Annotated in this window: 13 protein-coding genes; 2 read left to right on the top strand and 11 right to left on the bottom strand. The window is 51.2% G+C overall.

Translation table 11 applies throughout. From position 1 onward, the window contains the following. Window positions 1-18: 18 nt before the first annotated feature. The 4 genes from PGL02S_RS13315 to PGL02S_RS13330 form a co-directional block, all read right to left on the bottom strand. Window positions 19-1,632 carry an ATP-binding protein gene (locus tag PGL02S_RS13315; protein WP_235187497.1) on the bottom strand — a complete coding sequence of 538 codons (1,614 nt, stop codon included), beginning with the start codon at window positions 1,630-1,632 and terminating at the stop codon, window positions 19-21. 243 nt (window positions 1,633-1,875) lie between these two features. After that, window positions 1,876-3,336: an aspartate ammonia-lyase gene (locus PGL02S_RS13320; RefSeq protein WP_370511106.1), complete on the bottom strand. Its 1,461-nt coding sequence runs from the start codon at window positions 3,334-3,336 to the stop codon at window positions 1,876-1,878. 222 nt (window positions 3,337-3,558) lie between these two features. Further along, the gene (locus PGL02S_RS13325) at window positions 3,559-4,974 is read right to left on the bottom strand and encodes a sensor histidine kinase (RefSeq protein ID WP_244892327.1); all 1,416 of its coding nucleotides are present in this window, start codon (window positions 4,972-4,974) and stop codon (window positions 3,559-3,561) included. Then, window positions 4,923-5,642, bottom strand: a complete 720-nt coding sequence (locus tag PGL02S_RS13330) for a response regulator transcription factor (RefSeq protein ID WP_036643968.1) — start codon at window positions 5,640-5,642, stop codon at window positions 4,923-4,925. Before PGL02S_RS13330 ends, PGL02S_RS13325 begins: the two co-directional genes overlap by 52 nt. Window positions 5,643-5,800: 158 nt before the next feature. Between PGL02S_RS13330 and PGL02S_RS13335 the strand changes: the two genes are divergently transcribed. Continuing rightward, window positions 5,801-6,520 (top strand): hypothetical protein, encoded by a 720-nt coding sequence (locus PGL02S_RS13335; RefSeq protein WP_036643971.1) that lies wholly within the window; start codon window positions 5,801-5,803, stop codon window positions 6,518-6,520. 115 nt (window positions 6,521-6,635) lie between these two features. Here PGL02S_RS13335 and PGL02S_RS13340 read toward each other — a convergent pair whose 3' ends face one another. Then, entirely contained in the window at window positions 6,636-7,556 is a 921-nt protein-coding gene (locus tag PGL02S_RS13340; protein WP_036643973.1) for a polysaccharide deacetylase family protein, read from the bottom strand. Further along, entirely contained in the window at window positions 7,522-8,844 is a 1,323-nt protein-coding gene (locus tag PGL02S_RS13345) for an MFS transporter (protein WP_036643975.1), read from the bottom strand. The genes PGL02S_RS13340 and PGL02S_RS13345 overlap by 35 nt, the downstream gene beginning before the upstream one ends. Window positions 8,845-9,059: 215 nt before the next feature. Between PGL02S_RS13345 and PGL02S_RS13350 the strand changes: the two genes are divergently transcribed. Continuing rightward, on the top strand, window positions 9,060-9,776 hold the full coding sequence (locus tag PGL02S_RS13350) for a DUF421 domain-containing protein (RefSeq protein ID WP_036643976.1): 717 nt from the start codon (window positions 9,060-9,062) through the stop codon (window positions 9,774-9,776). 49 nt (window positions 9,777-9,825) lie between these two features. Here PGL02S_RS13350 and PGL02S_RS13355 read toward each other — a convergent pair whose 3' ends face one another. The 5 genes from PGL02S_RS13355 to PGL02S_RS13375 form a co-directional block, all read right to left on the bottom strand. After that, window positions 9,826-10,860: a copper amine oxidase N-terminal domain-containing protein gene (locus PGL02S_RS13355; protein ID WP_036643979.1), complete on the bottom strand. Its 1,035-nt coding sequence runs from the start codon at window positions 10,858-10,860 to the stop codon at window positions 9,826-9,828. A 165-nt stretch (window positions 10,861-11,025) separates the two neighbouring features. Next, the gene (locus PGL02S_RS13360) at window positions 11,026-11,625 is read right to left on the bottom strand and encodes a TetR/AcrR family transcriptional regulator (protein WP_006207860.1); all 600 of its coding nucleotides are present in this window, start codon (window positions 11,623-11,625) and stop codon (window positions 11,026-11,028) included. 35 nt (window positions 11,626-11,660) lie between these two features. Continuing rightward, window positions 11,661-13,109 (bottom strand): MDR family MFS transporter, encoded by a 1,449-nt coding sequence (locus PGL02S_RS13365; protein ID WP_228029905.1) that lies wholly within the window; start codon window positions 13,107-13,109, stop codon window positions 11,661-11,663. A 403-nt stretch (window positions 13,110-13,512) separates the two neighbouring features. Continuing rightward, the gene (locus tag PGL02S_RS13370; RefSeq protein ID WP_036643981.1) at window positions 13,513-14,232 is read right to left on the bottom strand and encodes a glycerophosphodiester phosphodiesterase; all 720 of its coding nucleotides are present in this window, start codon (window positions 14,230-14,232) and stop codon (window positions 13,513-13,515) included. Then, a complete protein-coding gene (locus PGL02S_RS13375) occupies window positions 14,193-15,038 on the bottom strand; it encodes an HAD-IIB family hydrolase (RefSeq protein ID WP_036643983.1) in 846 nt (281 codons plus the stop codon). The genes PGL02S_RS13370 and PGL02S_RS13375 overlap by 40 nt, the downstream gene beginning before the upstream one ends. Between the last annotated feature and the right edge of the window lie 71 nt (window positions 15,039-15,109).

Consider the following 15,109-nt stretch of genomic DNA (forward strand, 5'->3'; position numbering starts at 1 on the left):
TATCTAAGTATCGACATATTACGGGAGGGGCAGACCTATTTCGACCGAGGTACCCCGCTCTTCCTCGCTCCGAATGACAATTCGGCCATGATGGCTCTCCATGATCCGATGGACAATCATAATGCCAAGACCGTTGCCGTCCGGCTTGGTTGTATGAAACGGCTCCCCGATCCGCTGAAGCACTTCCTCCGTCATGCCGGAGCCGTTATCTGTAAAGATCACGCGCTGATAACCCTCCTGCACATCCAAACGAATATGAATATTGCCGCCATAAGGCAGGGCTTCCATCGCATTTTTCAGAATATTAAGAAAGACCTGCTTAATCTGGTTCCGGTCACACAGAATCACTGCATTCTGCACAAAACATTGGGTCATCTCAATCCCGCTGAGTTCCGCCTGAATCGCAAACAGATGGAGCACCTCTTCCAGGATTTCGCCGCAATCCTCCTGCTTCAATACCGCAGCCTGAGGTTTGCCCAGAATCATGAATTCCCCGACCATCAGATTAGCGCGCTCCAGCTCGGACATGATCAAGTCATAATGGCGGAGCCGGGCATCCTTATTGGCCAACTGCAGCATTCCCTTCACGGTTGTAAGCGGATTGCGCACTTCATGGGCAATACTTACGGCAACCTGACCGGCAAACACCAGCTTTTCCGTGTTGCGCAGCACTTCCTCGGTTCGCTTCATCTCCGTAATATCCCGAAGGGAACCCACAACCCGCATGATCTGCCCCTTCCGGTCATACGCCGGCTGGACGTCGAGGATATAGTGGTTCACATTCCCGGATATTTCGAGCGAGAGCTCCTCTCCGATGCAGACTTCCTGCCTCTGTATCACCCGCTCATAATACTCGCCAATCGGCTTGATTCCGAACACCGAGCGGCTCACATAGTTCGACCGGTCCCGGTCACTCCGATCTGGGCACAGCAGACTCAGACAGTGTTCGTTCATCTCCAGAATCTGACCCTGGGCATCCGTAATAATGACACCGTAATGGTTCGTGCCGAGGAGCACTTGGTTCAAGGTCTGCAGCTGTGTATTCTGTTTGCGGGTAACCATCTCCCGCTCCAGGGAATCGGCCATGGTGCACAGCAAGGCATGAAGATGCGGGTGAACAAATTCCTTGTTTGTCATCAAAGAGATGGTCCCTATAATCTCCTTGCCGCTCTCGCCATGAAAGGGTGCCGAATAACAGGCCATGCCGTGAAGAATCTGATGAAAATGATCCTCTCCAATTAACGTAAACGGCCGTTTGTAGTTAAGGCACAGATCGATCGAGCTTGGGCCATCTTCCGCGCAATAGCCGCTGCCCTCGACGATACCCAAATACCGGGCCGTTTCAATGATGGTCGGGTCCCCGGCAAAATCAAGAATGAATCCTTCATTATCCGTAATCGTAATCAAGACGGGGTTCCCGGATCCGGAAGAAAGAAACTTATTTACGAATGCTTGTATCACTTCGATGTATTCACTATATTTTGCACGCCTGACGGCCAATGCTTCATCATTCAACCGATGAGTATGTGTTGGAACAAGCTCCGGGTTCATCCCCTTGTCTATACACTGCTGTTTTGCCTGCCGAATGATCTCCTGATCGGTTATTTCACCCAATGGTTTGTCCAAAATCACATACCCCTTTTTATCATACTGCCGCTTTAATGTCATTTCCGTCTATTCTATCACTTTTATCGGCAAATGGAGCCCGGCAGTAAACCCAAGAACATCACACCCATGCCAAGCCTTCATCTTAGCACTATCAGGACTTGCTGAACAGGCAGTCCCGTATGTCTGTCTTCAACCACGAAAATATAAGGAGCCGACCAAGATATGAATCTTGATCGGCTCCTTGTTATTGTATAGGTCACATGATCCTTATTGGTTCAAGAGGAACTCTTCACCGGCAATGCCAGGGGAAGTCATATGATACGGGTCCAAGATGACCCGGATCTGATCCTCTGTCAAAAGCCCCTGCTCCAGAATAATCTCCTTGATGCCTTGGCCCGTCTTCTGCGCTTCCTTCACCAGCCTGGATGCCACATCGTAGCCCAGATGCGGATTCAATGCCGTAATAATGCCGTAGCTGTTATCCACGAAGTACTTGCAGCGTTCCTTGTTCGCTTGAAGGTCGACTATCAGGTTCTTGTAGAATACATCCATCCCGTTCTTCAGGATTTTGAGGGAATGCATCAAGTTGTTGGCCGCGACCGGAACCATAACGTTCAGCTCGAATTGTCCGGCCTCGCATGCCAGACTGATCGTGTGGTCGTTGCCGATCACCTGGAACGAAACCTGGTTCATGACCTCGGCCATAACCGGATTGACCTTGCCCGGCATAATCGACGAGCCCGGCTGTCTTGGAGGCACGTTCAGCTCGTTCAAGCCCGCTCTCGGCCCGGAAGCCATTAACCGGATATCGTTGCACATTTTCGAGAAATTAACGGCACATACTTTAAGCGCAGCCGACAATTCCATGTACGCATCCGTGTTCTGGGTAGCATCCACCAGATCCTCGGCTTGCTTCAGGGAGAAGCCCGTCTGCTCAATCAAATGCTGGACGACGCTGTGCATATAGTCCGGTGTAGCATTCAGCCCCGTTCCCACAGCCGTGGCACCCATATTCACAACTAACAAGCCTTGTGCCGCCCGGTCGATCCGGTTGATGTCACGTGTCAGCACATTGGCATAAGCCCCGAATTCTTGTCCAAGGCGGATCGGTACCGCATCCTGCAGATGCGTGCGCCCCATCTTGATGACATCGTCAAATTCCTTGGCCTTGTCCTGAATCCCGGCAACCAGTGTGCGGAACACCCCCAGCAAATCCTGAGTCAAGCGGTAGGAAGCAATGCGAATGGCTGTCGGAATCGCATCATTCGTAGACTGTGACATATTGACATGATTATTAGGATTGCAGTAGAAGTACTCGGCCTTCTGTTTCCCCAAGAGTTCCAATGCGCGGTTCGCCAACACCTCATTCATATTCATATTGATCGAAGTGCCCGCCCCGCCCTGAATGGAATCGACAATGAATTCGGAGCGAAGATTGCCCGCAATAATCTCATCTGACGCCTCGATAATGGCGCTTCCTATCTTTTTGGGAAGCAAGCCAAGCTCCATGTTGGCCAGGGCCGCTGCTTTTTTTACTTCTCCGAGAGCAGAGATAAGCTCGGCGTGAATCGGTACCCCGCTGATCGGAAAGTTCTCTACCGCCCTGACAGTATTAATGCCGTAATAGGCTTCCACAGGAAGCTGTTTTTCCCCCAGAAAATCCTTTTCAACCCGAAACTGCATATCCATGGACAACATCACCATCGCCTTTTGATTATTTTGTATCATGCTTGTCACCTGTTATCATCCAGCTTGCCCGGATATATACAGAATTCTGCCTTCCCACTGGAAATCCTCTATAGCTTACGCGTTTTGTTAGAGAACATTGAATAATATGTGTAAGTGCGCAAAAAAAGAGGCTTTCTCTAAGTAGAAATACCCAGAAATCGCCTCTCTTACCCATCATACCTCTTATTCGGTTGATGGACATCCTTACGAAGCGTACACAGACTACACAAGGGAGGTCGTTCGATACGGCGGAAAACCAAGCGAGATCACCGCCCCTCCCTCTTTACGATTGCCTGCCGTAATCAGCCCGCCGCAGCGCTCCACGATGGCACGGGCAATCGCCAGCCCCAGGCCGGATTCGCCGTTCTTCCCTTTAACAAACCGGTGGAACAGGAACGGAAGCAGCTCATCGGATATGCCCTCTCCGTCATCGGAAACGGTAAGCACCACCTGGCCTTTTTGGATGCCGGCTTGAATGTAAATATGCTTGCTTGCATGTCTGGCCCCATTCGAAACAATGTTAAGCAGCGCTTGCAGCAGCTTGTCACGGTCAGCGCACACAATTAACGATTCGTTCTCCCCATAAGAAGGATGCACAAACAGCCCTTTTTTCACCAAGACCGGATTGATTCTCTCAATGGTTTCCTCCACAAGCTCCCTCAGGTTGACGGCTGTAGCCTTGAATATGTCATCCTCGCTGTCCAGCTTAGCCAGAAGTGTCATCTCGGTCACGATATTTCTCATCCGGCCGCTCTCGCTCATAATGATCTCCAGCCCTTTGCGGATGTCCTCCCCTTCAAACACCCCGTCCCGAATTCCTTCCGCATATCCGGAGATGGACATAAGGGGCGACTTCAACTCGTGCGAAGCGTTCTGGAAAAATTGCTTCTGGACATGGTTGTACCGCTCGAGCTCACCTGCCATTTCGTACAGAGAGTCTGCAACAACGCCGATCTCTCCGCTTGCCGTAACACGCTCTACTTCGGAGAACTGGCGCTGCTTCACCTTCTTCAATTCTTCCCGAAGCAGCATGAGCGGCTTAATCAGCCGTCTGGTAATGAATAAGCTTAAGATAAACATCATCACAGCCCCTACGCCAAAGACCAGCATTAAACGGCCAAGCAGCGCCTGCTCAATCGCCTTGATCTTGCTGACGGGGGTAAGCAGCGTTAATGTTCCCTGAGGCACCGTCGTGACCTCCGTGAGATACGCATCGTTGTTCATAGCGGCTTGAAAGGATACCGTCGAGAATTCCACCGGTCTTATCGGTGCAGCGTCATACGGATAGGCTGTGACCGTTTCCCGTGGAATCACTACATTTCCTTGAGTATCCTGAATAATAACTTCCACATTCGCCATCCGGCCAGCCGTATAACCTGTAACGGCTATCGGCGTACTATCGATCGGAAGACTCTGGGCGGCAGCCGTCTCCAGCTTGGCCGAGAGCTCGGCGCCAATGGACTGCATGTCCTTGCGCTGCGTTCCGATAAAGTGATCCAGCAGCACGTAATGAATGACAACGGCTGTAACGGAAAGCACAAGTATTAACGATAACGCAAAAGCAAGATTGATCTGATGCACCAGCTTCATATCGATGATTCCTCCCCATCCGCTCTCATTCGGTATCCATGTCCCCATATCGCCTCAATCGGCAGCTGCTCCACCTTCTTGCGAAGACGTTTAATGAGATGATCCACCGCCCGGTCGCTTCCGAAATAGTCGTCGCCCCACACGGAGGTCAGCAGTTCATCTCTTGTAAACGCACGATTGGGATGCTCTACAAATACTTTCAGCATCTCGAATTCTTTGTTGGTCATCTCCACTTCTCCCCCGTTCCAGAACACACGTCTCTCTTCCAGCATCAACTGCAGACGGCCGTTGCTAAGCTCCGGGGACGCTGCCGCAATCCTGGCATTACCCTCTACATGATTGAATTTATACCATCGGTTGAGCTGCCGTTTGATTCGGGCGATCAGCTCGCGGGGGCTGAACGGCTTGACCATATAGTCATCGCTGCCCAGCTCAAGCCCCAGTATTTTATCGACTTCACTATCCTTGGCCGAGATCATAATGATGGGGACCTCAGCTTCCGCGCGTATCCGCCTGCACAATTCGAAACCGTCCATGCCGGGCAGCATAATATCCAGCACCCACATATCTGGCGGGTTCGTTCTCCACATCTCCCAGCCTTCCTCTGCTGTTCCAAGCCCAACGGTCCGGTAACCCTCCTTGCGCAAATAAGCCTCCACCAAATTTCGTATATGCTGATCATCGTCGATCACGGCGATGAGATAATTTTGATTCATATATAGTACCTCCGAATTCATCTCCTCTCAGTATACCAAGCGTCGTGCGGCGAATGGGGAATGCCATTATTTTTCCACAAATACACCAATGTTCTGCCAATGCTGACCCGTACACTGGGTACTGTAAGACAAACCAACCCGATAAGGAGTGTTAAACCATGAAACACAGATTATTTGGCAAACTCGCACTATCCGCAGCCCTGCTTGGTGGAACAGCAGCTCTTCCAGTCCATGTCTCAGGTGCTGATACACCAGGCGACGTTTCAAGTCAAACAGGGAAAAGCGCGCCTGCTGAGACTATTGAGATTGCAGCCGTCCATACCCTGCCGAACCCGCTGGAATTGGCAGAGAAATACGCCCCGGAAACGGTTCAGGATTGGAAAGAAACCCTTGAGAAATACGGCAAGCTTGCTGGTGCTGAGGGAACATTTCAGTTCGCGGCGACAACAGCCGCCGCCACGGTTCGGGTTAACGATGACTCGAAGCCGGGTGAAGTAAAGGACCCCGTGGAAGCTACAATTTCGTTCAAGGCTACACCGGCCAAGGATATCCAGGAGTTAATTGACAGCGGTGAGATCAAGGAATTCACAGCAACCGGGGTCAATGACGTTGGGATGCCTCCTGAAGGTGTGACCATTCAAAGAACGGAAGCTGTAAAAGCAGGGGGCGGCGAGGCTCCATCTAGCTTTGTACCAGCTGGTGTAGAAGGTACAAAGGCAGTGAAAATCAGCGATGAGGATCTGGCTTTCATTCATGCAAGAGTAGACCTCTTCAAAGCTGCGGATTCCAAGGATTCCGCCGCCATTCAAGAAGCGCTGACAAAACTGCTGAACCAGTACAAGGAACAGATCACCAAGCTGGAAGCTGAAGCGAAATAACATACAACGGTTAAGTACAATCGGAACTTACAACACACAGGCGGCAAACGCCCGATATACTTAACAAAACAACCCTTGCCGGTGCCGCGGCAAGGGTTGTTCGTGCAGGCTCTGTTTATTTTTGCGCCATGGCCTTCATGAGTTTTACGGCTGAACGTATACGCGGACGCTTTAAGTTCTCCTCCACATAGCGGTAATCCGTTAAGATCACCTTCGCATCCCGCAGTCCGTATGCAAAATCGTCATCGAACAGAAGCCGATACTCCCACACCCGCTTCTCCCAATTCGGAATATTCGCCAGCATCCATGCATCCTCGGCTCCCGGGTGGACATAGGTTTCGCTAACCCCTTCAGGCAGTCTGTACAGCTTATCGATCAGCGATTGCTTGAAGCTGTCATAGGTCTCCCCTTCGACAACAGGGAACGGATGCGAGAGCAAATAATCCGGAATCGGCACCCCCAGCATATCGGCAAGACTGGAGGCAAGCGCGACCGGACGCTCGATATTCGATAAAGAGCTAAGCAGGGGATCCTCCGGATGAATGTAACGGAATAAACGTGCAGGAAGCCGCCAGCGCGAAGTCTTCCACAGCATCTGCGGAATAAGACTGCGCCCCGTCTCCATCCCATACAGACTGCCCATGTGATTATCAACATGGCTCACAGAGATGCCAGCCTTGCTCGCCCGCTCATACTGCGCGTCCAGCTCTTTCAGCACGGCCCCTGTCTCCGCCTTCTGTTCAAACTCCTGAACCGTCGCGTATTGTTGACCGCTCTGGTCATGCAGGGATGGATGACCGGTCAAGCTGCTCCATCGCAGCGCCTCGAATTCGCTTGTCATGGTCAGGTGCAGTCCGACATTGGGCTGGCGCCGACGAGCCGTCCAGGAAGCAGCCTCTTCAAACCCGGGGGCCACCGCCATGATGGTGGCAGAGGAAGCCTTGTTCTCCTCCAGCAGATGCTGAATCGCCTGGTTCATAGCTTTGCTCTGCCCGAAATCGTCACAATTGATGATCAGCCTTCGCTCCATGGTCATGTTCGCCTCCTATGGTTTTTGAGAATTCGATTCTGGTCAGGAAGGATAGCAGGAAGGAGATGATCAGCAAGCACAACGGAACGACACTGATCAAGTACCTGAAGGTTGATTCTGGATCGCTTCCCGGGTTGTCACCGCTCTCATATCCGAAAATCATGCCGACCACAAAGAACGCCAGTGCGGAAATCAATCCGCTGGAACGCGTAATGAACCCGCTGACAGCCGTATAGATTCCCTCTCGTCTTAGACCCGTCCGCTCCGCATCCTCATCGATGATGTTCCCGCTAACCATAGCCGGTGTTACCAGAAATCCTGCCAGACCGAAGCCCACGCCGATGCCGGCCAAAATGCCGCTGAGCAAATCGTATCCGAACCAGAGTGGAATAACGGATATACCGTACACCCCGAGCGAGAGACGCCAGGCCTTCACACCATCCATCCTGCGGATCATCCAATACCAGACGAACACCAGCGGGATGACCGATACAAACACAGCCGCCAGCAGAATCGATACTTGGTCAACCGGAATCTGCAGCACATATTTGGCATAGAAGGGGATCGTTGAGCTTATCAGACCATTCACCGTCTGGGCGAACGAATTGGAGATGTTAAATACCCAGAACTTTTTGTTGCGCAAGGTTTCACGAAACGCCTGAACCAGCTTGAGCGGCTCGTTTGTGCTGTACACCTCCTGCTCCCGAACGCTCATCATACAGAGGAGCATGAATACACCAAACAACAGCGCATACAGAATTGCCATATTGGAAAAACCCAGGGCATCATAGATGATCGGAGTAAGCGCAGTGCCTATCAGCAAAGCCACTACCTGGTAGCCCTGCTGTATAGCTGAAGCCTTTGCCCGTATCCGGTCCCCGCGGAACAGCTCGGGAAACAATGCTCCATAATTAACCCATAACACGGTGGCTACAGCTTCATACAGAATAAGCGCAACCAAAAACCACATAAACAGTCCGTTCTGTGACAATCCTTCCGGTGGCGAGAATACGAGCACGAAGGTCAGCATGAACAGTGGAATCGCACCGAATACCCACGGCCTGCGCCGCCCAAGCCTGGTCTTCGTACGATCCGACCAATATCCCATGAGCGGATTGTTGACAGCATCCCAGATCAGAAATACCGTCCGCGCGAGGGATGCCAGCCCAATGCCAAGTCCCAGTGTGTCCACGTAAAAAAAGATATAAAAGGAGCTGAACGCCTGACTCGGAACCATCATGGCAAACATGCCGAGCGAATATGAATACGGTGAATTCCTCCAACTGCGCTTCATCCGTTTCCCTCCATCCGTTAAGGACGATTTGTTGTACAGTATTCGGCGCAAAGAACGATTATACCTGCTCATGCAAGGGAGGCCATGAGATCTTGTCGAACCGTGCAGGGCAGCGTCTCCCCCTGCCGTAAATTTGGCTGATAATACATATTTTTCTTGGCAATAGCCAACCCTTCTGTGTAAGGCCGTAAAACCACTCGGAAAGGATCTGTGCCATGGAACTCATCAAAGATCTTCTGGTAGTGCTCGGCAGAATTTATACCATCTATCCGCTGCTCTTAGCCGTTACCCTGTTTATGGGCCGTCGATCCGTTGCCGAGCTGCCCGTCTTTGATTACATCATCATTCTGTCCCTCGGTTCCGTAATCGGGGCAGATATTGCAGACCCCCATATCGAGCATATTCCTACGATCTTCGCCATTGTTGCCATCGGTGTCCTGCAAAAGATCGGCTCCGTCCTGCTCATTAAGAGCCGCCTCATCGGGAAATGGATGACATTCGAACCCATTATCGTGATTAAGGATGGGCAATTCCTTCATAAGAATCTGAAAAAAGCCCGTTATCCCATCGATAATATTTTGCAGATGCTGCGTGAGGATCAGATTTTTGATATCAACACTGTGGATATGGCCGTGCTGGAGCCGAATGGGACCTTATCCGTTCTGAAGAAAATGGAGAAGATGACCGTTACGCTAGAGGACTTAAAATTAAAGCGGCAGGATTCCGGCCTGTCCTACGCCATTATTAAGGAAGGGCGAGTTCAAACCATAACCCTCCAAAAGCTAAACCTTACAGGAAAATGGCTGGAGAACCAGCTCAGCGAGCGGGAGATCCTGCTTGATCAGGTGTTCTTCGCTTCTCTTGATGAACAGATGTCTTTAAACATCACCGTCTATGATAAGGAAATTCCGGTTCCCCCGCTGTATCATTAACGAGAAAAAGAGCCCGGCGCAACCGCCAGGCTTCTTCTTGTATTCCCTCTTATTGAAGAACGATTTTGATCGCATGGCCAATCGGCGGCAGGCTCTTGGTCATCACAGGGCTGTAATAACCAATGATCTCCGCATCGGCAGTCAAATCACTAGCTTTCATAGCTTTGCCATCTTTATGCTCGATAATCGTTTCAGGCGTCAGACTTAGGATCACTTCACTTGGTGATTGCTCCGTCAATCCTTGACCCTTGATCGTTACACGCAGGTTGCCGCCCTCTGCATTGATATCAGTAATGGCACCAGCGGTAGCGAGTTGTTCCTTCTCTTCCTTGTCCGACTTCACACTGATTTCATATGCGTAGGTCTGCGGCGGCAGGCTCATGGTCATCGCCATGCTGTGAACGGCTTCAATCTCCATCTCTTTCGCAAGATCCTTGAGCTCGATATTCTTGCCTTCCGCGTCGCGGATGATGGTGCTCTCGTCCACATTCAGAATGATGCCTTCCGTTCCCGTGCCGTTAATATGAACGGCCTTGCGATTTTCATTATGAATGACTTCCGTGATTTTGCCGCTGGTGGTTTCCTTCTTCACATCATCTTCCCCGGAAGTGATACTCACCTTCATACCATCGACCGCGACGCTAGCCCGGAGTACCTCGCTGAAGAAGTTAGCCGGAACATAGAGCGTGCCCTTCACATTCACCGGCGCAGCGCCGAGGGACTTGTACATTTTGTTTACCGCGTACTGATCCTTGCCTGTTTGCACGAGGGTCCAGATCGGTGAGCCCGGTTTCGTCAGCTCTGCAGAGCGATCCTCCTGATTCCAGTCCAGTTCAAATCCGAGTGCCTCGGACACGCTCCGCAGCGGAATCATGACCAGCTTCGCGTCTGTATTCATAAATCCAGCGCCCGTCACATCCTTGCCGTTGACCAGCACTCCATAATCCATGGCAGCCGATATCACAACCGGCTTCTGTTCCTGGCTTCCTCCAGCCTGGGGTGCCGCATAAACCGCTGCACTACCGGAAACCGCCATGGCTGCAACCATCAGTGTCACCGCTTGCTTCTTCCATTGTTTGTTCATGTTGATCATCCTTTCTAGGTGTCTTTCATTATCATGTACAACTATACTGACGGGCGTTTTTTGCCAAATGTTGCATTGAAACGAAAAAGAAACCCTACCGAGAACATACAAAAAAGCCGTCCGGAAGACTATACAGTCTTCCGAAACGGCCTCTTGCATGCCGGTCTATTTCGTTGATCGACATACAAACAACGGGTCAACAAAACTTCTGCAATATTCCTCCGCAATCTGCTCCGCACTATATCCCATATCCCGGAGATACAGAATAATGTCCGCCCGAGGCAGCGAGGCAAGCATGACGGATGTAAATTGTGAATCAACCGGCATCAGCGTTCCTTGCTCCGCCGCTTGGTCCAGAAGGCCCTTGATCTGCAGTCGCAAATACATGAAAGGTGGATGCTCACACAAAATGTTCTTGGTGTCTTCCAGCCGATCGGAACTCAGCATCACCCGCAGCCATTCCAGATCCTCATTGAAGTGAAGAATAACCTTCGTCATGACGGTCCTCAAACGGGCCGCAGCGGGCACATCCGCGCTATTGCGCAGGTAAAGGTCCAATTCCTCCATGAACCGGTCAATCTTCGCCTCCATGAGCGTAAAGCAAATTTTACTCTTGCTTGGATAGCGGCGGTACAAGGTGCCTTGACCGATTCCGGCGGTTTTAGCCACCTGATGCATCGACACGTCCTCGACGCCGTATTGGTCAAACAAGGCCTGAGCCGTATCCAAAATTCTCTGACCTAATTCGTCATTCTCTTTTGCCATTCATATATCCCTTTCTCTTTGAACAAACGGGAATCTTATGCGGCAGACTGTTCTTCTTCTACGGGTGAAGTTGTTCGTTTGACGAAGAAGCCCAGCACCAAGGCCACTATTGCAAGAACAAATCCGATTATAAAGGCGCTTTGAAGGCCTGCAATCATACTTTCCACCGGATTCATATCCCCGGTCGTCTCGACATAATTTTTAGCTCCTGATGACATGATACTGATAAAGAGCGCCATGCCAATAGCTCCGGCAACCTGCTGCAGTGTGCTCATAATCGCTGTTCCATGCGGGTACAGCAAGCGCGGCAGCTGGTTTAGTGCTGTTGTCTGGGCCGGCATCATGACCATAGATATGCCAACCATCATCATAACATGAAGGAAGATAACATAACCACCGGTCCAGGAAGAATCCACTCTCGAGAACAGGAAAATCGAGAGGGACAACAGCACCAGTCCAGGAATAATGAGAACTCTCGGACCGAATTTGTCAAACAGCTTGCCTGATATCGGGGCCATCAGACCGTTGACGATACCCCCCGGCATCATGACAAGTCCTGCCGCCAGTGCGGTCAAACCAAGTGCATTCTGCAGGAACAACGGCAGCATGATCATGGTGGAGAACATACTCATCATCAGCACCAGCATCAGCACCGTGACGAGCGAGAACATCGGAAACTTAAACGTGCGCATATCCAGCATCGGCTGGTCCATCTTCAGCTGACGCCATACAAATAGCAGCAAGCTGACCGCACCGGCGGCAATGAACCATGTGACCTTCGGATCAGACCAGCCGCCTTCACCGGCACTGCTGAAGCCGTACACAATTCCCCCGAATCCGACGGATGACAGAATAATGGAGATAAAATCCACCTTTGGCTTGGTGAGCTCTGTAACGTTTTTTAGATATATAAATGCAAAAACAATCGAAAATGCCGCCAGCGGAATGATGAGGAAAAACAACCAGCGCCAGCTAAGAGCATCCACAATCAAACCGGACAGCGAAGGTCCGATCGCCGGAGCCGTCATCATGACCAAACCGATCATTCCCATCGCTCCGCCGCGATTCTCAGGCGGATAAATGCTGAGGATCGTATTCATCAGAATCGGGATCAGCAGACCCGTTCCTATTGCCTGCAAAATCCGTCCGGACAGCAGCACGCCAAAGGTCGGCGATATACCGCTGATCACGGTACCGATTAAGAACAGCGTCATAGCACCGATAAACATCTGCCTGGTGGTAAACCACATTTGAAGCAGCGCGGTTACCGGCACCAGAATACCGACAACCAGCATATACGAAGTGGACAGCCACTGAACCGTGGACTCCCCAATACTAAACTGCTCCATCAAGCTTGGGAAAGCGATGTTGAGCAGCGTCTCATTCAAGATGGAAACGAACGCGCCAATAATCAGTGCGGCTACAATCGGCCCTCTCTTTAACTTGCTTAAATCAATCTTGGCCGTACTTGGCCCCACTCCCATATCCAAGACCTTATCCTCCTTATAATGATGTCTGCGGACAATTGTCCGATTATGCTTTTTAAATTCTAACGGACAATTGTCCGTAGGTCAACTGAAAATTTTCATTGAATTTTCAGGAATTGCAGCCATGCTGGAATTCCTGGGATTATGCGAATACACATCAGTAATTAGGACGCTCAAGAGTTAGGATTTTCAAGACCCTTATGGGTTATCGAAATAACTAGAAAAAGGATCTGCCCCATTATGAAATGCCGGGACAGATCCTTTTCATTCTATGTTCATGCCGATCTCCATCAACCCGCAAGCCGGACATCATTGGAAGGATAGCGGTACACAGATGTACTGAACCCGTGATGCGAGTGCCTGTTATCCGTCACTCCAACCGCCGTCAGCCTCTGGAGTTTCACGCGTTCTGGGCAATCTTCTCTTGGTATACCTTGGCCCAGCCCTCCAAATTGTTCGTCACGATCAACAATTCCGGATATTGGGCAAGCGTCTCCAGAGCTGCTTCATCATCCGGTGTCCAGACAATGAGCTGGATGTTCCGCTTGCGTGCTTCCTCCATGAACTTCGGGGTCACATAAACGTATTTTACGGATACATACCGGGCCCCGATCGCTTCCAGATACGGAAAAACGGAAGGGGTCGCCCCGTATATAACCAGGCCCAGCTCAATGTCCGGATCAAGCGCACGTGCCCGTTCAACGGAATAATGATCGAAGGAGGTCAGGAAGACCTGCTTCTCCATACCCGTTTCCTTAATCACGTTGATGACCTTCTCCTCCAGCCCCGGATAGGTATCGCCCATCTGCTTCAGCTCAATGTCCACGATCATCCGATCCTTGGCAAAACGCAGAGCCTCCTCCAGCGTTGGAATGACCTCTCCCTGGCCTGCGTCCAGCTTGCGTATTTCCTCTAGCGTGAAGGCGTTGATCGCTCCTGTACCGTTGGTTGTCCGGTTTACCGTCGGGTCGTGTATCACAACGGGCACGCCGTCCTTCGTCAGCTGGACATCCAGCTCCAGATGCGAGAAGCCAAGCTCCAGCGCTTTTTGAAAACCGAGCATCGTATTCTCCGGATATTTTAGCGGATATCCTCTATGGGCCAGTCCCCGTACTTCCATATTCCCTTCCCTCCATGTACAAATCGATTGATGGCTTCGATCACGCCTTCACCATAAGATGCCTGACTTACGTAATCGGATGCCATTTGAAGCTCTATAGGACTGTTCGCCACCGATACTCCAATCCCTGCCAGCTGCAGCATGGACAGATCATTCATCTGATTGCCAATCGCCATGATCCGCCCCGCTTCGATCCCAAGCGTGCTGGATAGACGCTGCAGCATAAATCCTTTGCTGACTTGTCCCGAGACAAGCTCCACGTAGTCAGCCTCGGACTGAAACGGAGAAACGGCATGGCGGTGGACGCTTTCCCACCGGTCCCACACCGTGTTGAATGCGAGCAGATTCCCGATTAATATCACTTTCTCCAGCTCCCCCGCCGTCCAGCGGGAAGATCGAGCAGATATCACGGAGCAGGATACGCGCTCCTTATGCTCATAGGCTTCGATCTCTTCGGTGCGTGCAAAGGTCTGGATTTCGTGCTCGCGGAATAACAACACGCTCAGTCCCATCAGGTGGAAGTCCAGCAGCATATCAGCGATGTCCTTTACGTACAAACAGTATCGTTCCAGGACGCGCCCGCCTTCTGCGAGCACGGCTCCATTGCTCAGAATGACGGGGATATCGATTCCCAGTTCCTGAATCACAGGCATCGCAGTCCGATACGGTCGTCCCGTTGCTACCGTGAACAGGCCGCCTTCCTTCACATATTGCCGGATAGTCCCTGCTACATGTTCACTTAACGAATGATCCGGTGACAATAACGTGCCGTCTAAATCGCTTACGATCAGGCGAATGTCTCTCAAGAATATGTCCTCCTCGGTAACGGTGCCAAGGGATGCAGGCTTTCTCCGTCAACTCCGCCTAATCTCTTAAC

Origin of the sequence: Paenibacillus glucanolyticus NBRC 15330 (assembly GCF_004000885.1) — a bacterium.
GTDB classification, from domain to species: Bacteria; Bacillota; Bacilli; order Paenibacillales; family Paenibacillaceae; genus Paenibacillus_AQ; species Paenibacillus_AQ glucanolyticus.